The organism is Bosea beijingensis (assembly GCF_030758975.1).
Classification (GTDB): domain Bacteria; phylum Pseudomonadota; class Alphaproteobacteria; order Rhizobiales; family Beijerinckiaceae; genus Allobosea; species Allobosea beijingensis.
The window spans coordinates 4,060,110-4,082,682 of the sequence record NZ_CP132359.1 but is presented as its reverse complement, the minus strand read 5'-3'; the positions used below and the strand labels follow the sequence as shown (position 1 = coordinate 4,082,682).

17 protein-coding genes are annotated in these 22,573 nt (G+C 65.2%); 10 read left to right on the top strand and 7 right to left on the bottom strand.

What is annotated here, in order from left to right; genetic code table 11:
- Positions 1–144: 144 nt before the first annotated feature.
- Positions 145–1,392: a glycosyltransferase family 4 protein gene (locus tag Q9235_RS19455; protein WP_306223441.1), complete on the bottom strand. Its 1,248-nt coding sequence runs from the start codon at positions 1,390–1,392 to the stop codon at positions 145–147.
- A gap of 223 nt (positions 1,393–1,615) precedes the next feature.
- Between Q9235_RS19455 and Q9235_RS19450 the strand changes: the two genes are divergently transcribed.
- Complete coding sequence (locus Q9235_RS19450) at positions 1,616–2,278, top strand: CDP-alcohol phosphatidyltransferase family protein (RefSeq protein ID WP_306223440.1); 663 nt, start codon at positions 1,616–1,618, stop codon at positions 2,276–2,278.
- A 35-nt stretch (positions 2,279–2,313) separates the two neighbouring features.
- Here the strand turns inward: Q9235_RS19450 and Q9235_RS19445 are convergent, their stop codons facing one another.
- Entirely contained in the window at positions 2,314–4,089 is a 1,776-nt protein-coding gene (locus Q9235_RS19445; RefSeq protein ID WP_306223439.1) for a WcbI family polysaccharide biosynthesis putative acetyltransferase, read from the bottom strand.
- Between the two features lie 314 nt (positions 4,090–4,403).
- Between Q9235_RS19445 and Q9235_RS19440 the strand changes: the two genes are divergently transcribed.
- The 4 genes from Q9235_RS19440 to Q9235_RS19425 all read left to right on the top strand — a co-directional run bounded on the left by Q9235_RS19440 (position 4,404) and on the right by Q9235_RS19425 (position 8,272).
- Positions 4,404–6,086 (top strand): fatty acyl-AMP ligase, encoded by a 1,683-nt coding sequence (locus Q9235_RS19440; protein WP_422678215.1) that lies wholly within the window; start codon positions 4,404–4,406, stop codon positions 6,084–6,086.
- 55 nt (positions 6,087–6,141) lie between these two features.
- On the top strand, positions 6,142–6,387 hold the full coding sequence (locus Q9235_RS19435) for an acyl carrier protein (RefSeq protein ID WP_306223437.1): 246 nt from the start codon (positions 6,142–6,144) through the stop codon (positions 6,385–6,387).
- Positions 6,388–6,541: 154 nt separating this feature from the next.
- Positions 6,542–7,435, top strand: a complete 894-nt coding sequence (locus Q9235_RS19430) for a metal-dependent hydrolase (RefSeq protein WP_306223436.1) — start codon at positions 6,542–6,544, stop codon at positions 7,433–7,435.
- A 12-nt stretch (positions 7,436–7,447) separates the two neighbouring features.
- The gene (locus tag Q9235_RS19425; RefSeq protein ID WP_306223435.1) at positions 7,448–8,272 is read left to right on the top strand and encodes a class I SAM-dependent methyltransferase; all 825 of its coding nucleotides are present in this window, start codon (positions 7,448–7,450) and stop codon (positions 8,270–8,272) included.
- 21 nt (positions 8,273–8,293) lie between these two features.
- On the opposite strand, the gene Q9235_RS19420 is transcribed toward Q9235_RS19425, so the two are convergent.
- From Q9235_RS19420 to Q9235_RS19400, 5 genes are all read right to left on the bottom strand, one after another.
- Positions 8,294–9,091, bottom strand: coding sequence for a sterol desaturase family protein (locus Q9235_RS19420; RefSeq protein ID WP_306223434.1), 798 nt, complete (start codon positions 9,089–9,091; stop codon positions 8,294–8,296).
- Positions 9,092–9,183: 92 nt separating this feature from the next.
- Positions 9,184–10,065, bottom strand: a complete 882-nt coding sequence (locus Q9235_RS19415) for an FkbM family methyltransferase (RefSeq protein ID WP_306223433.1) — start codon at positions 10,063–10,065, stop codon at positions 9,184–9,186.
- 161 nt (positions 10,066–10,226) lie between these two features.
- The gene (gene cysC, locus Q9235_RS19410) at positions 10,227–12,077 is read right to left on the bottom strand and encodes an adenylyl-sulfate kinase (protein WP_306228364.1); all 1,851 of its coding nucleotides are present in this window, start codon (positions 12,075–12,077) and stop codon (positions 10,227–10,229) included.
- 50 nt (positions 12,078–12,127) lie between these two features.
- Positions 12,128–13,021, bottom strand: a complete 894-nt coding sequence (gene cysD / locus Q9235_RS19405; RefSeq protein ID WP_306223432.1) for a sulfate adenylyltransferase subunit CysD — start codon at positions 13,019–13,021, stop codon at positions 12,128–12,130.
- An 84-nt stretch (positions 13,022–13,105) separates the two neighbouring features.
- A complete protein-coding gene (locus Q9235_RS19400) occupies positions 13,106–14,230 on the bottom strand; it encodes a polysaccharide biosynthesis/export family protein (protein ID WP_306223431.1) in 1,125 nt (374 codons plus the stop codon).
- A 532-nt stretch (positions 14,231–14,762) separates the two neighbouring features.
- Between Q9235_RS19400 and Q9235_RS19395 the strand changes: the two genes are divergently transcribed.
- The 5 genes from Q9235_RS19395 (at position 14,763) to Q9235_RS19375 (ending at position 22,562) form a co-directional block, all read left to right on the top strand.
- Positions 14,763–16,361, top strand: a complete 1,599-nt coding sequence (locus Q9235_RS19395; RefSeq protein WP_306223430.1) for an acyl-CoA carboxylase subunit beta — start codon at positions 14,763–14,765, stop codon at positions 16,359–16,361.
- 5 nt (positions 16,362–16,366) lie between these two features.
- Positions 16,367–18,364, top strand: coding sequence for an acetyl/propionyl/methylcrotonyl-CoA carboxylase subunit alpha (locus Q9235_RS19390; RefSeq protein WP_306223429.1), 1,998 nt, complete (start codon positions 16,367–16,369; stop codon positions 18,362–18,364).
- Positions 18,365–18,602: 238 nt separating this feature from the next.
- A complete protein-coding gene (locus Q9235_RS19385) occupies positions 18,603–20,021 on the top strand; it encodes a mannose-1-phosphate guanylyltransferase/mannose-6-phosphate isomerase (RefSeq protein WP_306223428.1) in 1,419 nt (472 codons plus the stop codon).
- Positions 20,022–20,243: 222 nt separating this feature from the next.
- Positions 20,244–21,455: an MFS transporter gene (locus tag Q9235_RS19380; RefSeq protein ID WP_306223427.1), complete on the top strand. Its 1,212-nt coding sequence runs from the start codon at positions 20,244–20,246 to the stop codon at positions 21,453–21,455.
- A 159-nt stretch (positions 21,456–21,614) separates the two neighbouring features.
- The gene (locus Q9235_RS19375) at positions 21,615–22,562 is read left to right on the top strand and encodes an N-carbamoyl-D-amino-acid hydrolase (protein ID WP_306223426.1); all 948 of its coding nucleotides are present in this window, start codon (positions 21,615–21,617) and stop codon (positions 22,560–22,562) included.
- The last annotated feature ends 11 nt before the right edge of the window (positions 22,563–22,573 follow it).

Here is a 22,573-nt window from a genome sequence, read left to right as displayed (position 1 = left end):
CGGCAGTTGATTGCTTGTGAAACGACATAGACTTCGGCAATCCCAGTGCTCTCACGCAATCACGGCCAGTGCTTTACGGCAGACTAGTCTCGCTCCCATCCTTCTCTGCTGATAAGGTGCCTGCCGCCAAAAAACAATCCGAGTTCAGCCCAAAGCCGTTCTATCGTCTTCGATCCTGCGAATAAAGGACGACAGCGCGGCGAAATACTCGACCCAGGTGAAATTCGCATAAGCTGGAAAGGGCGAAAGGCGCCGCGGCCCGGCCGACAGGAGCGAGGCAATGGCCGCCTCCCAGCCAAGACCGTCGATCGGATCGACGAAAACCGTCTCGGGATGACCGACTTCGCGATGCGCCGGAATGTCCGAGGCGACGACCGGGGTGCCGAGCGCCGCCGCCTCGACAACCGGCAGGCCGAAGCCCTCGATGAAGGACGGCATCAGCAAGGCGCGCGCGCCGCTGATCACCCGCTTTAGCGCCGGCGTGGAAAGGCCGTGGACGACATGGATATAGGTGCTCACATCGCCGGAGCGCCGCAAGCGGTCGAGAATCAGGTCGCCCTGCCAGCCCTTCGCGCCGGCAATGACGAGATGCGGCGTCGACGTGCCGAGCCGGCGGTGCAGCCGCTTCCAGACCTCAAGCAGCAGGAGATGGTTCTTCCGGAGTTCGATCGCGCCGCAGACCACGAAGTAAGGGATGGAGGCCAGTGTCGGATCCGGGTCCGGCGGCTCGCGAAAGATCGAGGGAACGGGCAGCGGCAGCGTGAGCGTGGGCAGCGTCCTCGCGCCACGGCGATTGAGTTCGTGCTCGATCGCCTGCTGGGCTGTGCGGGTCGTGACGATCAGCCCGGCGGCATAGCGCGCCGTCTGGTCGACCATCGTCGCGTGGGCCTTGACCGCGCCGGGCGAGACATATTCGGGCATCTCCAGCGGAATGACGTCGTGGAGCATGAAGAGTGGGCGGATGTCGGGACGCTTCTGCAGCCAGCGCAGCAGGAACGGCACGGCCAACCCGACCTGGCCGACATTGACGTAGACCGTTCCGGGCTTCAGCGTCTTGACGACGTCCCTGCCGAAGCCGATGCCGGTCGCCTTGAGCAGCGATGTCATCCGCGAGGAAATGGCAAGGCCGCCGTTCCGCGGCAGATGCCAGGACGACTTGCCCGCCTGCATGGTCGGTGCCAGTGATGCCCAGGCGCCGTCGATCGCGGGCTGCCTGTTCTCGGCCCAGAGCTCTTCCAGCCGCGCCAATCCGCGCAGGACGCGCTCTCGCGGAAACGCACGCGTACCCCATGCCGTCGGCAGGGTCGCCCAGCAATCCTCGTTCGAATGCTCGAAGAAATGGCGTGCATAGGCGAGGTCGACCCGGTCGATCCCCCGGGGCGTCAGGGACAAGGGCCCCAGAAACAAGCGTGTCGCATCATAGGCGATCGGCACAAGAAAACCCTGGCACAGTCAGCTGATATCGGTCGCCGATCGTCACGATCCCAACACAGCACAAGGAGCGGGAATGCTCAGCGCCCGCATGACATAGGCCGCACGCGCCCGCAACACTTGAAACCGGCGACGCGCTCGGCAATAGCTAGCCTGCCCATCCCGCACCAAGCAGTCGAATTCATTGATACGCATCAACAACAGCCTCGTCGGCGCAGCCGAGCGCAGGGCCCTGGCCTGGCTCGTCCGGCGGATGCCGGCACGGGTCACCCCCGACAAGCTGACCGCCTTCGGCATCTTCGGCGCCGCGCTCACGCTGGTGGGCTATGTACTGACGGCGTGGTCGCCGGCCTTCCTGTGGCTGGCCTCGCTCGGCCTCGTCTTCCACTGGCTGGGCGATTCGCTCGACGGCAGCCTGGCCCGCTTCCGCAAGATCGAACGGCCCAAATACGGCTATTTCCTCGACCAGACGATCGATGTCATCGGCAACCTGCTGATCTGCGCCGGCATGGGCCTGTCCGCCTATGTGCGCATGGACTTCGCCCTGCTGGCGCTCGCCGGCTACCACGCCCTGTCGATCTATTCGCTGGTCAAGGCCTGTGTCTCCGGCCAGTTCCATATCTCGCTGGTCGGCTGGGGGCCGACGGAGATGCGCCTGCTCATCATCCTGATGAACACGACGATCTTCTATTTCGGCGCCCCGCCCTTCACATTCGCGGGCCTGTCCATGACCTGGTGCGACGTCACCGTCCTGTTGATGGCGGCCGGCCTGTTCGCGACCTTCGTCTGCCTGCTCGCGAGCTATGCGGCCGAGCTCGCGCGCGAAGAGCCCGCTGGCCGCGAATAGGCCCGGAATCGGCTGGGCGGCGGTCGCGACTGCCCCTACCCGTAATAGGCGATGTACTTCCGGAAATAGTCTTCCCAGGTCAGCCACTCGCCGCGCACCAGATATTTGCGCCTGGCATCCGCCCACCCGATCCCCAGCGCCGCCGCGACCTTCGGGTGGATCGGGACCTGCAGGCGACGCAGCGAATCAAGCGACCCGGGCAGCCAGAAGTTCAGCGACAGCCCCAGCTCCCTGGTGACCTGCCTGACCAGCATCTTCATGATTCGGCCATTGGGATGGGCCGTTGTGTAGAAGATCTGCTTCGACCTGAAATTCTCCAGGATATAGGCCCCGATTCCCGCCGGGAATTTCCGGTCCATCCCCTCCAGACGGGTCTGCTCGAACTGGTGCAGGCGGTTGAAATCGATCACCCGCTCGATTGCCAGCGATTCATAGGTTCGGAAACGCAATTCGGGATCGGGAATCTGGCGCCGCAGCCGCCCCAGCAGCCCGTCGAAATAAGTGAACTCGAAATTGGGCAGGTCGCGATTGCGGGCGAGCCTGTCATCAGGTCCGTTGAACGCGTCGAAGGGCCAGGGCGAAGCGAAGCGCACACATGGGTAGCGCAGCGTCGGCAGGTCGCCCGGCACATCGGCGCGCAGCGGATATTGTTCCCATTCGCGGATGTCCTGGATCAGGAGCAGGTCGCATTCCTGCAGGTCACGCCGGCCCTGCTCGTGCAGGTTCGCAGGCAATTCCATGTAGTGGTGCTTGACCGCGAAATGGCGCGAGAAGCCGGAATGGTAGCGCAGCGCCTCCGCCAGGAGATTGCCCTGGCAGTTCCCGAAAATGACGATCTGCTTCTTCCGGCTGCCAGAGGACGCGACCCGCCCGGTCAGCGCCGGCGACGCAGCGGCCGGAGCATCAGCCGAGACGCGCCTCAGGTCGAACGAGCGCAACAATAAGCTCGCATTGCGGAAATGACGCAGGCGGATATCGATCGTACGCGGCACACCGGCGTCGAGGCCGATATCCTGCGGAACCGTGAATTCGAAAGAAACACGCCCCGCTTCCAGCTCACTCGCCCGGAACTGTTCCCCGCCCAGAGGAATGCCGTCCCGCGTTTCGACGGCGATGGCCAGCGCAGCTTCAGACGGACGGCGGGCCCGCTTCAACGCGCAGGCGATCTCTGCGCGATAGGTTCCGGCCGGGAGCCGCAGTATCGCCGAACTGCGCCACAGCTTCAGAGGCGTGATCGACAACGGCGACAGATGCACTGCGCCGGGGAGCGGCAAGACCCGGAGCCGGCCGAGCAATCGCCAGAGCTCGAGTTCCGCCGGAATGTTCTCAGGCACCTCGATTCCGGGCTCGCGATGCAGGGTCAGTTCGACCATGGTCAGCAAGGCATTGCCGAAATGCGTGAAGCGGAACTCAAAGGGAACGTCGGCCCCACCCTCGATGCCCAACTCGCGTGGCACCTCGAAGGCCAGACTCTGCTCGCCGCTGCGCAGTTCCGCCGCGCTATAGTCGCGCCAGGCGCGCAGGATCCGGTTCTGCGCGACGATTTCGAGGCCCATGACGGGATGATCGCCCTGGAGAGGCATGCGCACCCGGCAGCGGAAGGCCAGGCGATATCGCCCCTCCGGCAGGCGGAGGAAGGGCCCGTAGAGGAAAGCCTGGGCCGGCACCAGCAGGATGACCGAGACCGAGCCATCCGCCCAGCGCCTTGCCGGCTCGCGCACTTCCATGACGGGCAGCAAGGGGCGGGAATCGCCCTCAGGCAGTTTTGGTGCTGCTTCAGGCGCCGTCCCGGCTTGAGCTAGAGCATCCATCCCTGGTTCCACCGAATCGTCACCGGCTCTCATGCCGGCATGACGAAGCTGATCGGGCATGCTCTAGCATCACTCGCGCCAACATGCAGCCGGGGCCCTTGCAAGCTTTTGCAGGTTGATCTCGCCCGACACGCGCTCCATAGAAGGAAGCAGGCGCCCTCGATCTCGCTTCGATGCAGAAGAGGAAGCGACAGAAGCAATATACTCCCGGCCGCTGACGACGCTTGTTCCGTAGACAGATTGCGATGAGCCATTTTTCGTCACTGGCCGAGGTCTTGCAGCATCAGGCCATGTCTCGGCCGGATATCGCTGCCGTGACCGTCTATTCCGATCGTCCCGGCGAACGGCCGAGCCTGACCTTCGCCGCGCTTCATGCACAGGCCGCGCATCTGGCGCGGCAGCTCGCGGCCGAAACCTTGCCGGGTGACCGCGCCCTGCTGATCTTTCCCTCCAGCGTCGAATTCGTGGTTGCCTATTTCGCCTGTTTGATGGCGGGCGTGGTCGCGGTGCCGATAATGCAGCCGCGCCGCAATGCGAATCACGATGCCAGCGCGGCGATCATCGCGGATTGCGCGCCGCGGCTCGCGCTGAGTCCGGCTTCCGATCCTGATCCGCGCGGCCTGCTGCGCGAGCGCCTGGCCGTGCATGGCATCCGCCACCTTCCGATCGCGCTGGCACCAGAGCCCGCGCCGCTCGAGGCCTTCCGGCCCAATGCCGATGGCCTCGCCTTCCTGCAATATACCTCCGGCTCGACCTCCTCGCCCAAGGGCGTGATGGTGAGCCACCGCAACCTGATCGACAATCTCGCGATGATGCGGGAGCGGCTCGGAAATCATGCGGATTCGGCGCATGTCAGTTGGATCCCGCTCTATCATGATCTCGGTCTGATCATGAACCTGCTGCAGCCGATCTATCTCGGCGCGCCCTGCGTCCTGCTGACGCCATCCGGCTTCATGCATCGCCCGCTCAACTGGCTGCGCGCGATCCACGAGCATCGCGCCGAGGTCGGCGCCGCCCCGAACTTCGCCTTCGATCTCTGCGTCGACCGCTTCCGGCCCGAGCAGATGGAAGGCATCGACCTCAGCAGTTGGAAAATCGCCCTCAACGGCGCCGAGCCGGTCAGGGCCGCGACGCTGGAGCGGTTCGCCGCGACCTTCGCCCCCTATGGCTTCGCGCCTGGGGCGATGCGTCCAGCCTATGGCCTGGCCGAGGCCACGCTGCTCGTCACCGCCGCGAAGCGAGGTTCCCTGCCCCGCACGCTGGAGGTCAGCGCCAAGGCGCTCAAGGCCGCTCGCATCGCACCGCCCGCGGATACCGCCGACCGGCACGTCAGCGCCAGCTGCGGCGCGCCGATGACCGGGCTGACCATCACGATCGCCGATCCGGAGACGCGACGCCCGCTGCCGCAGGGCGGGATCGGCGAGATCTGGATCCAGGCGACGAGCGTCGCCGGCGGCTACTGGCAGCGCCCCGAGGAGAGCGAGCAGACCTTCCGCGCCAAGCTGGAGACAGACTTGCCGGACACCAGCGGCTCCTGGTTGCGGACCGGCGATCTCGGGCATCTCGACGCAGCGGGCGAGCTCCATGTCGTCGGCCGAATCAAGGATGTGATGATCATCCGCGGCGTCAATCATTATCCGCAGGATATCGAAGCGACGGTCGCCGCCAGCCACCCCGCGCTGCGGCGCGACCATGGCGCAGCCTTCACCATCACCGATGCCGACGATGTCGAGCGCATCATCGTCGTTCAGGAGGTCGAGCGCACGCAGCGCCATGGCATCGCAGAGGCCGAGGTCGTCGCGGCCGTACAGGCAGCGGTTGTCAACAATCACGACGTCGCCCTGCATAAGGTGGTGCTGATCCGGACGGGCTCGCTGCCCAAGACCACGAGCGGAAAGGTCCAGCGTAACCTGACCAGGCTCCGCTGGCTGGAGGGGACGCTCGAAGCCTGGAACATGGCGGGAGACATCGAGGATCGCGACTCGGCCTCCGCTTGACCCAAGCCCGCCGACGCGACAAGCGAGCCTCCCGCACCCAACCCGACGGATCATCATGCCGCCTGCACCAGACATCGAACGTTTCTGCCGGTCCAGCCTGGCCGCCATGCTCGACATCGACGAGGCCGGCATCGCGCCCGCGACGACCTTCGCCAGCCTCGGCCTCGACTCCGCCGCCGCCGTCCATTTCGTCCTGGAAGTCGAGCAGGAATATCGCGTCGAGCTTTATCCCGGCGTCACGCAGGATTATCCGACCGTCGCGCAGTTCGCGGATTATCTCTCCACCTTGAAACCGCTCTAAGATACGGGCGTTTCACATGAATTTCTGCAAGGCAACCCTGCGCGAAGCAAGCTTTGCTGCGTAATCCGACCTCGACGACACCGAGAATCGGCAGTAGGTAGGCCCGGCCGACAAAGCGATGCGGCAGGACGCTCCACCGGATGGACAAGCGCTGATGGCACATGCTTCGAACGCGGCAGGCAGCCAGCACATGGGCAATGCCGAGGACATCATCCCGCGTGATATCCGCTTCGGCATCCTCGAAAACGCCCAGCGCCACTGGCTGGAAGACGACATCATCAAGACCGTGCTGATCGACGGGTTGTCGATCTTCCTGCCCGAAGGCGAGCGCTTCTTCATCCGCTCGCTGAAGCATTACGGCCCGAAGCTGCAGGACAAGGAACTCGCCGCCGAGATCAACGGCTATTCCGTGCAGGAGGCCTATCACACGCGCGAGCACGAGGAATACAATCGCGCGATGATGTCGCTCGGCTACGATGTCGAGAAGATGGAGAAGCCGATCCGGCAGGGCTTTGAGATCGTCAAGAACCCGCTGCACCGGCTCTCGATCACCTGCGCGATCGAGCATATGACGGCAACCCTGTCGACATTGACGCTGCGCCATCCCGAACTGATGGACAAGGCCGCGCCGGCCTATCGGCGGCTGTGGATGTGGCATGCTCTCGAAGAACTGGAGCACAAGGCGGTGGCGCTCGACGTGCTCAAGGCGGCGACGCCGGGAATGTCGAGCTGGAAGCGCTATTTCGTCCGTGTCCTCGGCATGAACGGCACGCTGTTCCCCTTCCTCGTACTCTTCCTGCGTAACGTGCCGATCTACGCGAAGAACGACGGGGTCAAGACGGGCCTGCGCTTCTGGTTGCGCTTCTTCTGGGTGACCATGGTCTATCCCGGCTACTGGCGGCGCTGTCTGCCGAACACGCTGCGCTACTATCTGCCGGGCTTCGACCCGCGTAACAGCGATGACCAAGAGCTGATGCGCAAGGGGCGCGACTGGCTGGCGGCCAACCTGCCGCCGCCCGCCGCCACTACGCCAAAGCCCAGCGCCTGAGGTCTCGCGCGGATGGCGAGCCAAGCCTTCTCCCGTCTGCTGGAGGCCATCGACAGGGGCGCCTTTCCGCGGGCCCGGAAATGGCTGTGGCGCGGCCTCTACAACATCCTGTCGCGGCGCTGGCGCGACGATGACTGGCGCTTCATGAATTACGGCTTCCTGCCATCAGGGGAAGCCTTTCCGCTCGAACGCGGCGATGAAGCCGACCGCCCCTTCATCGGGCTCTATGCGCAGGCTGTGGCCGGCTTGCCCGTGCAGGGCGCGCGAGTCCTCGAAATCGGCTCGGGCCGCGGCGGCGGGGCGCGCTACATCGCCCGCTATCACGGCCCGGCCGCCGTCACCGGGCTGGATTACTCGCCCGCGACCGTGCGGCTGGCACGCCGCCTCAACCATGACACCGCGAACCTGACCTTCGCGATCGGCGATGCCGAGAAGCTGCCATTCCCGGACGGTTCGTTCGATATCGTCGTCAATATCGAATCCTCGCATTGCTATGGCGACGTGCCGGCCTTCGCGCGCGAGGTTGCGCGCGTGCTGGCGCCGGGGGGCTGGCTCACCTTCGCCGACATGCGCGGCCAGAGCGCGCTTCCGCTGCTGCGCGAGCAGCTCGCGGTGCCGGGCCTGACACTGCAGAGCGAAACCGACCTGTCGCAAGGCGTCACCGCCGCGCTCGATGCGGCCGAGCAGCGCAAGCGGACCCGCATCTCCAGGATTCGCTTCATGCGCGGCTTCATCAGCGAGTTCGCGGGCTCGAAAGGGTCCGTGCTTTATCGCGAACTGAGCGCGGGCGGGGTCGTCTATCTCGCCCAGCGCTACCGGAAGGACGGCGGCGCTTAAGGCGGCGCAGCGCAGAGCGTCTCAGGACGGTCCAATGCCCGCATCACGACCGCTCCGAGCCTGCGGCTCGGACGCCTCAGCCTCGCCCCCAGCCGGCTCGAAACTCTTCAGTGTGTTGTCGTAGCGCGGATGCAGCGTGCCCATCCAGCGGTCCCAGAGCGAGAAGGTATGGCCGTAATTGAACCGGAACGTGCCGTGATGCTGATCGTGGAACACGGTGCTGGCGAGCGGCCAGGGCGAGCGGCCGGCCGGCGAGGCGAAATGTTCGAAACCGGCATGGCCGAGCATCCCGCTGACCTGATCGTAGAGTTTCTGCAGCACGAGCATCTGCCACGGGATCGGCAGGATGAAGACGACGATCGCGTAATAGGCCTGATTGAGGAGCGCCTCGACGAAGCTCTCGTGATGGTTGCTCCAGACCGTCGGCGCCACGCTCTTATGGTGCAGCGCGTGGAAGCGGTAGAAGACGCGGCTGTGGAGGAGACGATGCACCCAGTAGAACCAGGCATCGTAGAGCACGACCGAGACGAGCAGCGTCATAGGCCCCGACCACCAGGAAAGGTCCAGCGGCACCAGCGACCAGCCCTGCTGCTGCGCAAACAGGCCGAAGGCGAAGCAGGCCGAAAGCGTGAAGATCGAGATCGGCGCCTGGCGAAGTTCTTTCCATTTGCGCCGGTTGACCCGGTCCTTCTGGATACGGCGCTCAGGATGGCGTGCGTTCATGACCTCGAAGAACAGCCCGGTCAGCAGCATGACCGCGACCACGGCCCCGATCACGAGGCCGAGCAGGCGAAGAAAATCGAGCAGCAGCGCCACCATCAATCCCTATTCTCGATCATCGGCTACCTGCAGTCTCGCCCCGTGCTGGATCGACCTATCTGCGTCGAAGCGGCAGCGGCCGAGAACCGCGCCTATGCAACTCCGTCCAGATAGAGCAGGCGATCTTCGCGATTGGTCGGATCGAGCAACTCCTGATCCGAGATCGGAGCAACCTGCGCATAGTAATCCAGGCATTTGAGCACGGGATAGAAGCGCCGCAGTCGAGCGAGCAGCCCTTGGGGATCACGACAGCGTCCGGGATTGAACTCGAGCACGATCCGGGGCCGCCAACGCTCGATAACCTGGTTCAGCCCGAGGATAATGTCCTCCTCCGCTCCCTCCGCATCGATCTTGAGAAAATCGACACGAGGAAAGTCGCGAAGCAGCATGTCGAGGCTATGGATGGGTACCGCGACCAGCGCCTTGTCCTCGTTCGGCGCAGTCCTGTTTACCAGCGCTGCATTCTTCGGTTCTCCTGCCGGCACCATGAGGCGCCCCTCGCCCTCTCCTGCCCCGGCTGCGGCGGCCACGATGCTGCTGCGACTGCCAAAACCGTTGAGATTGAGCGTCCTCCTCAAGGCATCGGCGACGGGCGGGTTGGGCTCGACGGCCAGGAGCCGGCCAGCCGGGCCGACGAGATCAGCCATCAACAGCGAATAATAGCCAAAATTGGCACCGACATCGGCGACATGCATGCCGGGGGCAACCAGACGGGCGATGAACTGCGTCAGCCACATCTCCCAATAGCCATCGAGCATGACATGCGCGCCGAAACCTTCATCCCGCGCGTCGAGAAACATCTTGTAGCGCCCAATGACACGCGACAGGATCGTATGCTCGCCAACATAGACGGCCTGGCTTGCAGCCCGGCAAACGCATTCGACACGGTAACGGTCCGGCCCGCGCAGCTCGTCCAGCGACAGAAGGTTTCCGGGTTGGATCGGCATCTGTGACGGAATAGGCGTGTTCTTCATCAACCTGTCTGCTCCGGCCGGGCACTCCGGCGCATGAATGGCTTCGACGGATGGCTTTGCCAAAGCAAGTCCGCGTTTCTCCAAATCGAGGAAATGCTTCAGCTCCTCGCTTCATCGCATGTTCTTTATGTGAACCGGAGTCTACTTTGCTCGAAAATGCCCTAGGTCGCGATGCCCTGTTCCATCAGGAAACGGACGAGGCGATCAGCCAGCTCGTCCGCCCCATATTGCCCGGCATCGAGATGAATATCCGGCGCGGCCGGCGGCTCATAAGCAGAATCCACGCCGGTGAAGTTGCGGATCTCGCCGCGCCGGGCCTTGGCGTAGAGGCCCTTGGGGTCGCGATGCTCGCAGATATCGAGCGGTGCATCGACAAAGATCTCGAAAAACGGCGTGCCCGCCAGGCGCTCGCGGACCATGGCGCGATCGGCAGCGAAGGGCGAAATGAAGCTGCACAGCACGATCAGCCCAGCATCCACCATCAAGCGCGCGACTTCCGCGACACGGCGCAGGTTCTCGACGCGGTCGCCCTCGGTGAAGCCGAGATCGCGATTCAGTCCGAGGCGGACATTGTCGCCGTCGAGCAGGATCGTCAGCTTACGCTTTGCGTGCAGCCGGCGCTCGATACCATCGGCGATAGTCGATTTCCCCGCGCCGGACAAACCGGTGAACCAGAGCACCGCCCCCTTCTGACCGAGCAGATTCTCGCGCGCCCGGCGATCGATCGTCAGATTCTGTGCGAACAGATTACTGCCACGATCAAGTGCGTTTCGGACCATGCCCGCCGCGACGGTCTCGCCCGTGACCCGGTCGATCAGCAGAAAGCCGCCGGTGGTTCGGCATCGGGCGTAGCTGTCGAAGGCGATCGTCCCGGGCGTCGCCAGGTGGCAGATCGCGATCTCGTCACGCATGATCTCGGTGGCCGCGATGCGGGCTCCGCTGATGATGTCGAGCTTGCCCCGGATTGCGGTCACCGTCACCGGACTCGTCAGAGTTCCGAGGCGCAACTCGTAGTCCCGCCCGGCGAACAGAGAGTGATCGGCAAACCAGACCACATGCGCCGAAAAATGACTGGAGCGCGCCGGAGCGTCGGCTCCTGCATACAGCAGATCGCCTCGGCCGAGATCGATCTCCGGAACCAATGTCACAGCTACGGCCGTCCCCGTCTCGCTTCGCTGAACCGGCCCTTCACTGCCGATCAGACGATGGACGGCGGCCTCAGCGCCGCTGGTCACGACCTTGACCCGATCGCCCACCGAGAGCGTTCCCGCGGCAATGGTGCCGGTGTAGAGCCGTTCGCCTTCCGGCGTGCGGCTCACGCTCTGGATCGGCACACGCAAATCCGCCCCGCCATCGCGGCCGACGATTTCGATCTGTTCGAGATGCTGTAGAAGCGAGACGCCTCGATACCAAGGCATCGCGGTGCTGACGCTCAAGACATTGTCGCCACGGCGAGCCGAAATCGGGATCGCGGCCATCTCAAGCTGCAAGTGCTTCGCCGTCGGCGCGAATTCCGCCACGATCTCGTTGAGGCGCTCTTGCGAGAAGCCGACGCCATCCATCTTGTTGACCGCCAGGACGACATGCCGGATGCCGAGGATGCTGCAGATCGCAGCATGCCTGAAGGTCTGCGGCCGGAGGCCGCGAACGGCATCGACCAATATGATCCCAACCTCGCATTGCGAGGCTCCGGTAGCCATATTGGCGGTGTATTGTTCGTGGCCCGGCGTGTCGGCGATGATGAAATCGCGTTTCGCGGTCGACATGTAGCGATAGGCGACATCGATCGTGATGTTGCGCTCGCGCTCGGCCTCAAGCCCATCCGTCAGCAGGGCGAAGTCGATCTCGCCATCGGCGGCGCCATAGCGGCGCGAATCCGCGGCAAGGGCTGCGCGCTGATCGTCCGGCACCGCACCGGCTTCATAAAGCAGGCGCCCGATCAGCGTCGATTTTCCGTCATCGACTGCCCCGCAGGCCAGGATGCGCAGGGCAGCCGGGCGGCTGGCGGGCAAGGCCTGCTCGCTCTCGCCGAAGATGGCGCGATAGGAGGCGGAAACGGGGTTCAAAAATAGCCCTCCCGCTTCTTCGCTTCCATAGAGGCAGAGCCCGTGCCGTCGATCAGCCGACCCTGGCGTTCAGAGGTCGTGGCCGCTTCCAGCTCCGAGACCACCTCGGCAACTGTCGCCGCCTGCGATTCGACGGCTCCGCAGAGCGGATAGCAGCCCAGCGAGCGGAAGCGGACCAATCGCATCTCGGGAACTTCGCCCCGCTGGAGCGGCAAGCGCTCGTCGTCCACCACGATGAGCGAGCCGCCGCGCTGCACAACGGGACGCGGGCGGGCCAGATAGAGCGGCACGATCGGGATGCCTTCGGCGAGCGTGTAGCGCCAGACGTCGCGCTCGCTCCAATTCGACAGCGGGAAGACGCGCATGGTCTCGCCCGGCCGCAGATGTGGATTGGCCAGGCGCCAGAATTCCGGGCGCTGGCTGCGCGGTTCCCAGCCATGCTGCGGGCTGCGCAGCGAGAACATGCGCTCCTTGGCGCGGCTCTTCTCCTCATCCCGCCGCGCTCCGCCGATCGCAGCATCGAAGCCCCCCTGCTCCATCGCCTGCTTCAGGGCGTCGGTCTTCATGATGCGGGTATAGGTGTTCGCATCGACGGAAAACGGCGAGATGCCGCGCGCAGCATCGTCTCGGTTGATATGCACCTGCAATTCGAAGCCGAGTGCTTGTGCGAGCCGATCGCGAAACGCGATCATCTCGCGGAACTTCCAGGTCGTATCGATGTGCAGCAAAGGAAATGGCGGCTTTGCCGGCCAGAACGCCTTGGCGGCCAGATGGGCGAGGACCGTCGAGTCCTTGCCGATCGAATAGAGCATGACAGGACGCCGAAACAGCGCGGCAGTCTCCCGCAACAGGAAGATCGCCTCTTCCTCAAGCCTTCGGAGTTGATTCACGGTCCGCTTCGTCCAAACAACCCGTTCACGCTCTCAGCCAGCGCCGCCCAGAGGCGGCGCCTGCATGATCCGCGCTGTCCCGCCTTACTTGAAGCCAGCCGCGATGCTGGCGCCCTGTACGGCCGGCGCTGTCAGGCTCTGGAAGACAGAGAAGGCCTTCTGCAGATCGGTCAGCGGCGCGTTCGAGACATAGAGGATATCGCCGCGCTGCATCCGCAGCCCCTGTGCCACGAACAGCCCGTTGGGATCGCGCAGATTGACGCGATAGACGACCGGAATCCTGCTGCCCATGCCGAGAAGCGGGCTGTCCGGCTTGATCCGGCGCAGCATTTCGGCGGATTCGAAGCGATAGAGGAAAACGCCCTCCGGATTCGCGCGGAAGTCGAGCAGACCACCCGACTTGGCGATCGCCTGGGCGAGGTTCATCGCGTCGGCGTTGAACGGAATCTCCGCATTCTGGCCGGTCGCGCCGGCGGCGATGAAGGTCCGCGGGTTGCGCACCAGCGTCAGCGTATCGCCGCCGCGCAGGTAGATGTTCTCGCGGGGATTGTTGACGATGGTGATCATCGGCACCGCGAGCGTGCGCGAGCCGCGGGTGAGCCGGACCTCGGTCTCATTAACCGGCGCGCGAATGCCGCCAGCCGCGGCGATGACCTCGAGAATGCGGTCGCCCTTGTTGGACAGGGGAATGCGCCCGCCCGCCGCCACCTCGCCCGTCACGGCGACGGCGCTGCTGATCGGCCGGCTGAGCGTCACCAGGATCTGGGGCTGTATCGCCTTGCCCGCGAGCCGCTCCTGGATCGTCGCCTCGACCTGGGCCGTCGTCTTGCCGGAGACGCTGACGCGACCGGCATAGGGAACCGAAATCGTGCCGTCGCGGGCGACGGCCTGCTCGGGAATGGTTGCGGTGCGCGACCCCGGCGTGAAGCGGTCCGTTGTCAGCGGTGCCGAGAAAAGACCGCCAGCACCAGCTTCCCAGATCGTGATGGCGATGAAGTCACCGACACCGATTCGCGTCTCGGTCGCTCCACTGTGGTCGCCGAAACTCCCGTTGAAACTGTCGATCGCGCGCCCGTTGATTGCGGTCAGCGACGCCGGCGTCAGATCGACCAATTCGAAACCGAAACTCTCTCCGGCAGCCGGTTGAGCAACGATGTCAGCCGCCGACGGGCCGCTCGCGGGCAGATTGGAGCAGCCCGTCAACGCCATGACGGACAGAATCGCAATAAGGCCAACCCGCACTGATCCAATCTCCTAAGCCACTCGGCGACTACCATCGATCGGCCCGTTTGAAAACGGAACTCCGACATCAAGACGGTTTTCGTCTTGTCAGTGTGGTCTCTCGGCATCGCCGATCGGTTACGAGCATTCCGATTTTCAGCAACATAATTACTAAAATGCAAAAGGTCTTCCAGATGAATCGAGTAACCGCATCGGGCCGACGCTTTCGAGAAAACGTCAGATTAAGCGGCCCACAACCGATTCCTGAAATCAAGGAACGCATTTTCTAAAGATCACATCTTGTCCAGACGAGCAGTCGGGACCTTATCTGAAGCAGCAGATAACCTTCATTAGCCGTAGAAATCTGCACTTTTGCCAAGCCGTCGGCTTTGCCTCGCCCGTATCGCCGGCCAACGGCCCAAGCGCGGCGTCACGCAGCAATCGAATCCGCTTGCCCAACTGCCTACCGGTAGGTAGGCTTGGCTATCGACGCTGGGGCGTCCGAGGAGGCTCTGCACGTATGCCGGTCATCGAAAGCAGGATCGGCGCGGGAGCCGAGCAGCAGCAGAAGCGGACCGCCTACGAGGCGCTGATCCAGACCTTGCGCGAGCGCCATGCGCGCGTGCTCGCCGGCGGCGGCGAGAAGCTCAGGGCGCGGCATCGCGAGCGCGGCAAGATCCCTGTGCGCGAGCGCATCGACCTCCTGGTCGACCCGCTTTCGCCCTTCCTCGAACTCTCGCCGCTCGCGGCCTGGGAGCTCTACGGCAACGAGGTGCCGGGCGCCGGCATCGTCACCGGCATCGGTGTCGTCCACGGCACGCCCTGCATGATCATCGCCAATGACGCGACGGTGAAAGGCGGCTCCTTCTTCCACGAGACGGTCAAGAAGCACCTGCGCGCGCAGGAGATCGCCTTCGAGAATCGCCTGCCGTGTATCTATCTCGTCGATTGCGGCGGCGCCTTCCTGCCGGAACAGGACCGTGTCTTCCCCGATCGCGACCATTTCGGCGGGGCCTTCCTGCAGCAATGCCGGATGTCGGCGGCTGGCCTGCCGCAAATCTCTGCCGTGTTCGGCGGCTGCACGGCCGGCGGGGCCTATATCCCGGCGCTATCCGACGAGGTCGTGATGGTGCGCGGCACCGGCCGCATCCATCTTGGCGGGCCGCCGATCGTCAAGGCCGCGATCAACGAGATTGTCGATGGGGAGACCCTGGGCGGCGCCGAGATGCATACGCAGGTCTCGGGCGTCAGCGACTATCTCGCCGAAGACGAATTCGAGGCGATCGCCAAGCTCCGCGACATCGTCGGCGCGCTCAACTGGCCAGTGCCGCCGCGTGCTCCTGCCCGCGCAACCACGGCACCGCTCTACAACCCCGCCGAGATCGAGGCGATCGTCGGCACCGACCTGAAGCAGCCCTTCGACGTGCGCGAGGTCATCGCCCGCATGGTCGACGGCAGCGTCTTCGATGCCTTCAAGCCGGATTTCGGCGCGACGCTGGTCACCGGCTTCGCGCATATCCACGGCCAGCCGGTCGGCATCATCGCCAATAACGGCGTGCTATTCTCCGACAGTGCGCTGAAGGGCGCGCATTTCATCGAGCTCTGCGACCAGCGCCGGATTCCGCTGCTGTTCCTGCAGAACATCACCGGCTTCATGGTCGGCACCGAGGCGGAGCGCGGCGGCATCGCCAAGCATTCGGCCAAGCTGGTCTATGCCGTCTCGAACGCGCGCGTGCCGCGCTACACCATCATCATCGGCGGCTCTTATGGCGCCGGCAATTACGGCATGTGCGGCCGCGGCTTCCAGCCGCGCTTCCTGTTCGCCTGGCCGAACGCGCGCATCGCGACGATGTCGCCCGATGTCGCAGCGACTGTAGTGACCGAACTCAGGCGATCGAGCCTGACGCGCGGCAACGCGAATGACGCGGATATCGAAAAGCTTGACCGCGAGACGCGCCGCCAGTTCGAAGAGCAGAGCACCCCCTATTACGCGACGGCCCGGCTCTGGGACGATGGCATCATCGAGCCGGCCCAGACCCGGGACGTGCTGGGTCTCTGCCTCTCACTTGCCGCCCGCGAGATCGACCTGCCCGGACATCGCCCCGTCTACAGGATGTGACCCCGATGATTGGCTCCCTCCTCGTCGCCAATCGCGGCGAAATCGCCGTGCGGATCATGCGGACCTGCCGGCGCCTCGGCATCCGCACCGTCGCCGTCTTCTCCGATGCCGATCGCGATGCGCAGCATGTCGCCGTTGCCGACGAGGCCGTGCGCATCGGCCCCGCAGCCGCGCGCGACAGCTATCTGCGGGCGGAAGCGATCATGGAGGCCGCAGCGCGCAGCGGCACTGATGCGATCCATCCAGGCTACGGCTTCCTTTCCGAGAAGCCGGACCTGCCGCTGCTTTGCCGGCAAGCGGGGCGCATCTTCGTCGGCCCCTCCGCCGAATGTATCACCGCGATGGGGCCGAAGATCGGCTCCAAGCTCATCGCCGAGAAGGCCGGCGTGCCGAGCGTGCCCGGCTATGCCGGCGAGGACCAGTCGAACGCGGCGCTGGCGGATGCGGCGGCGCGGATCGGCTATCCCGTGATGATCAAGGCCTCGGCCGGCGGCGGCGGCAAGGGCATGCGCCGCGTGTTCTCGGCGCAGGAACTGGTGCCGGCGCTCGACATGGCGCGGGCCGAGGCGCAGGCAGCCTTCGGCGATCCCGCCCTGCTGATCGAAAAGCTGGTGATGCGCCCGCGCCATCTCGAAGTGCAGGTGGCCGGCGACAAGCACGGCCATGTCGTGCATCTGTTCGAGCGCGACTGCTCGGTCCAGCGCAACAACCAGAAGGTGTTGGAAGAGGCCCCCGCGCCCAATCTCGCGCCTGCAATCCGGACGAAGCTGCTGGAGCGTGGCGTCGCGCTGGCCAAGGCCATCGGGTACGACAATCTCGGCACCGTCGAGTTCATCCTGGAAGACGGCTTCGACGAGCCCTGGTTCCTCGAGATGAACACGCGCCTGCAGGTCGAGCATCCCGTGACCGAGGCGATCACCGGCTACGACCTCGTCGAATGGCAGATCCGGATCGCCTCCGGCGAAAGGCTGCCGGCCCTGCAGCCCGAAATCCGCGAACGGGGACACGCGATCGAGGCCCGCATCACCGCCGAGCGTGCCGACCAGGGTTTCAGACCCGATACCGGGCTGATCACAGGTTATGCAGAGCCGGCATCCATCCGGATCGACAGCGGCATGCGGGCCGGCTCCGAAGTCACGCTGTTCTACGATTCGCTGCTGGCCAAGGCGATCGCGGCCGGGCCGGACCGTGCCACGGCTTGCGCGCGCTTAGCGGCGGGCCTGCGCGATTTCGCCATTCTCGGCCCGGCAACCACCCTGCCCTTCCTGATCGACGCGGTCGAACATCCGCTCTTCGCACAAGGCAAGGCGACGACGCGCTTCATCGAGGAGGCCTTCGCCGATGGCTGGACGGCCAGGCGGCCCCGGCAGCGGCTGGCACGCGCCGTCGCCGCCCTGCTCTGGCTGGAACAGCAAGCGAGGCTGCGACCGCGTGTCGATGCCTGGAACGCGCTCGCGGGCTTCCGCCTGCTGGCGCCCGCCGGCGGCGTCGCGACAAGCCGCCTGATCGCCGAGGAAGAAGATGGCGCGACGAAGCTGGAAGTCCGGCTGCTGCGGGATGGCCGACGCATTGTTCTCGACGCTGACGGGGAGATCGAACTGGCTCTCCGCGTCAGCCCCGCAAGCTTCGAGCTCTCCTTCGAGAACCGCGTCCTGCGCGGTAGCCATGCGACCCGCGGCGAGCGCGTTCGGCTGGTACTCGACGGCGAAACCTTCGACATCGGAATCGGCAGCGAGGCCCGGCCTGCGGCAGCGGCCGGCGGCCGCGGAGCTGGTTCCGGGGCGATCCTCGCCCCGATGCCGGGCGTCGTGGTCGAGGTCCGCGCCGCGCCGGGCGACAAGGTCGAGGCCGGGCAGGTCGTCGTGGTGCTGGAATCGATGAAGCTCTTCACCTCGCTTGCGGCCGGCGCCGCCGGCGTGGTCGCCGAGATCGCCTGCCAGCCGGGCGAGACGGTCCAGGCCGGGAAGAGGCTCGTGCTGATCGAGCCGGCTTCCTCATCGTAAGCGCGGCTGGAGCGGTAAAGCGCGCTGCACTCAAGAGCGGGCTCATGAGCAGGGTGATCGCATTTCGTCGCGTAGCGCAGCCGCGGCGCAGAAGATCGGATGAAGGTTTTTTAAAGGGCCTCGTGTCACATCATGCCCTCGACATTGACGTGCCCAGGCAGTGAAGCGACACCGATGACACGCCATTCCCAGCGTCGTTTTCACCGCCCGTTTCACTCCCAGCCGAGCTGAAGCCCATATGACGACCTCGACGATCACGCCCCTCATCATGGCCGGTGGAGCGGGGACGCGGCTTTGGCCGGTCTCGCGGGACTCCATGCCCAAACAGTTCATCCGGCTGCTGGATGACGGCCTGTCGACCTTTCAGGCGACTTTGCTGCGGGTGGCGGGAGCGCCGTTCGGGCGTCCGATCGTCGTGACGAATAACGCGTTCCGCTTTGTCGCAGCGGAACAGATGCAAGCTCTCGGCATCGCGGGCGATATCGTGATCGAGCCGGAAAGGCGGGATTCGGCAGCGGCTGTCGCGATTGGCGCGTTGCTCGCACAGGCACAGGATCCTGCTGCCGTGGCGGTCGCACTCGCCGCCGACCACGTCATCATGGATATCGCGAACTTCCGAACCGATTGCGCAGCCGCCGGGGCGATTGCCGCAACCGGCCTCATCATGACGCTGGGTATCACGCCAACGGCGCCATCTTCGGCTTACGGCTATATCGAGGCCGGCGCCTCGCTCGGCGCCCCCAAGGCCTCCCGCCTCGAGCGGTTCGTCGAGAAGCCCGACGAGGCGACCGCGCAGGGCTATCTCGATCGGGGCTTCCTGTGGAACAGCGGCAACTTCGTCTTTTCGGTCGCCACCATGCTCGGCGAACTGGAGCGCTTCGCGCCTGAAATCCTGGCCGGCGCCGGCGCGGCCATCGAGGCCGCCAAAACCGACCTGGATTTCGTTCGCCTCGACCCGGACGCTTTCGGCCGGATTCCGAAAACCTCGATCGATTATGCGGTCATGGAGAAGACCGACAAGGCCGGCGTCCTTGCCGCGAGCTTCGACTGGTCGGATATCGGCTCCTGGGATTCGATCCATGCCGTGGCGGTCAAGGACGAGGCGGAGAACGTGCTGCAAGGGCGTGTCGTCGCCATCGACACAACGAATTCGCTCCTGCGCAGCGACGACATGCTGCTCACCGCCATCGGCGTGAAGGATATCGTCGCGATCGCCACGCGCGATGCCGTGCTGATCGCACCGAAATCCGAAGCCGGCAGGGTCAAGACCCTCGTCGAGTCGCTCAAGAAGCAGAACGTTCCGGAGGCGACAGAGCATCTTCGGATGTACAGGCCGTGGGGGTGGTATCAGAGAATCGATCTCGGGGCCCGCTTCCAGGTCAAGCGCATCAACGTCAAACCCGATGGCAAGCTGAGCCTGCAGAAGCATTTCCACCGCTCCGAACACTGGATCGTCGTGCGTGGAACTGCCGAGGTGACGCTCGACGGGCAAGTGAGCCATGTCCACGAGAACGAGTCGATCTATCTTCCGATCGGCTGCACCCACCGGCTCGCCAATCCCGGCAAGATCGACCTCGAACTCATCGAAGTTCAGGTCGGGAGCTATACCGGAGAGGACGACATCATTCGGCTCGAGGATGTCTATGCCCGGAGCTGACGGAAACGCCTGAAGCGGTCCCTCGAGATGTCGCTCCATGCCCCGGCCGGCTGAGGGCGCCCGCGACCGCCCATATGCTCCTGACGCAGCCCCGCCAGCCCACCAATCCATCTCGACCGCCCGCGGCCCTTGCCGGAAGAACGTTTCCGACACTGCCGCCTCACCCTCTCGACTCAAAGAAGCGGGATGCAGGCGTGCAGCGACGGGATCGGGGGAACCGCCTTGAAGCTGCCTTTGTGGGGAAGCGCGCTCAGCGCCACTCTGCTCGTCCAGGTCATGAGCTCCTTCGCCGGGGCCGCCATTCCACTTCTCGGCCCGCTGCTGACCCTGCGCTGGGGCCTCGCGCCTGAAAGCATCGGCTATGTCTCCGCCGTGGTCTCGGTCGGCATCTGCTGGTTCCTCGCTTGCGGCAACCCGATGCTCGACCACCACGGACCGGTCCGGGCGCTGCAGATCGGGCTGGCTTTCGTCGCAGCCGGGCTTCTGCTCCTGTCGCTGCCCTTCGCGGTGATTGGTCTTGCCGGCGCCCTTCTGGTCGGCCTCGGCCTTGCCCCCAATACCCCGGCCGGCAGCCAGATCCTGATGCGCACGGCGCCGGCCGGCCACCGGACGCTGGTCTTCTCGATCAAGCAGGCCGGCGTTCCGCTCGGCGGCGCCATTGCGGGCTTCGCCATCGCGCCGATGGTGTCGGGGTTCGGCCTCGTCGGCGCGATCTGGGCCGTGGTCGCGGTCGTCCTGATCAGCGCGCTCGTGGTGCAGCCGTTCCGCAGGAGTCTCGACGCGGAAAAGGGCACCCAGAACCGGGCCTGGGCGCGGATGTTCCTGTCGCCCTCCTCGCTGTCGCGCTCGGCGCGGGTCCTGAGCTCGCATGGCTCGCTGCCGATGCTGGCGGCGCTCGGCGTCTCCTTCTCGATCACGCAGGCCTGCATCACCGCCTTCACCGCCACCTATATGGTCACCCAGCATGGCAAGACGCTGGCCCAGGCCGGGCATCTCGTCGCGACCCTGCTCGTCGCCAGCACCGTCGCGCGCATCTTCTTCGGCTGGCTGGCGGACAGGATGGGCAATGGCCTGCACCTGCTCTGCCTGCTGGCGCTCGCCGCGGGCTCGGCCATCGCCCTGCTGATCGGCTTGGGCAGCGCGAATCCCTCGCTGATATATCTCTGCATGGCGCTGGTCGGGGCGACCTCGATGGGCTGGAACGGCGTCCATATGGCGGAGCTTGCGCGGGTCTCGCCGCCCGCCCTGATCGGCGACGTGACCTCTGGCGCGAGCCTGTTCGGCTTCGTCGGCTCGATCTGCGGGCCGCTGGCCTTTGCCGTGATCGCGAACCGGACCGGCAGCTTCGACTGGCCCTTCCTGCTCGTCGCCGGCCAGCTCGCGGTCTCCGGCGCCTTCGCGCTTTGGTACTTGCGGCGGCGCCCACAAGCCTGACGCCAAAATGAGCGGAAACCGGATAACATCAGGTTATGCCTGATCCCGAATAAAGCATGAGAACAATGGAGCCAGGGCCTCTAGAGCTTGTCGAGGGAGCAGGACCCACGGCCGCTCCATCAAATGAACCCGGTCACAGGCCATACCAGGAAACTGCCGATGTCCCGCGTCATCACCGTCGCCGCCGCTCAGTTGGGTCCGATCCAGCGAGCCGACAGCCGCAAGCAGGTCGTCGACCGGATGATCGCGCTGCTGGAGAAGGCGAAGGCGCAGGGCGCGACATTCGTGGTGTTTCCCGAGCTCGCGCTCACCACCTTCTTCCCGCGCTGGTACCATGAGGATCGTGCCGAGGCGGATCACTGGTTCGAGCGCAGCATGCCCGGCCCGGATACGCAGGCGCTGTTCGATCGGGCCCGCGAACTCGGCCTCGCCATGAATTTCGGCTACGCCGAGCTCACGCCCGAGGGCCGGCATTTCAACAGCGCTATCCTGGTCGACCGCAGTGGCCGGATCGCCGCCAAATACCGCAAGGTCCATCTGCCGGGCCATGTCGAGATCGACCCGGAACGAGCGCACCAGCATCTCGAGAAGCGTTATTTCGAGCCCGGCAATCTCGGCTTCCCGGTCTGGGAATTCGAGGGCGGACTTGTCGGCATGGCGATCTGCAACGACCGGCGCTGGCCCGAGACCTATCGCGTCATGGGCCTGCAGGGCGTCGAGATGGTCGTGCTCGGCTACAATACGCCATCCGCCAACGGGCAATCACCCAACGAGACGACGGCCGACCGGTTGTTCCACCACCGGCTCTCGGTGCAGGCCGGCGCCTACCAGAACTCGACCTGGGTCGTGGCCGTCGCCAAGGCCGGCAACGAGGATGGGCACCCGCTCTTCGGGGGAACCCTGATCGCGGCACCGGACGGCAAGATCGTCGGCGAGCTCGACCATGAGGAGGACGGCGTGCTCGTCCACCCTTGCGATCTCGACGAGACCCGCTTCGGCAAGGCGACGATCTTCGATTTCGCCCGCCACCGCCGCGTCGAGCATTACGGCCTGCTCACCGAGCGGACCGGGGTCGGCGCCCCGCTCGGAAAGCCGGAGGGCGCCTGAGCGCCCTCCTT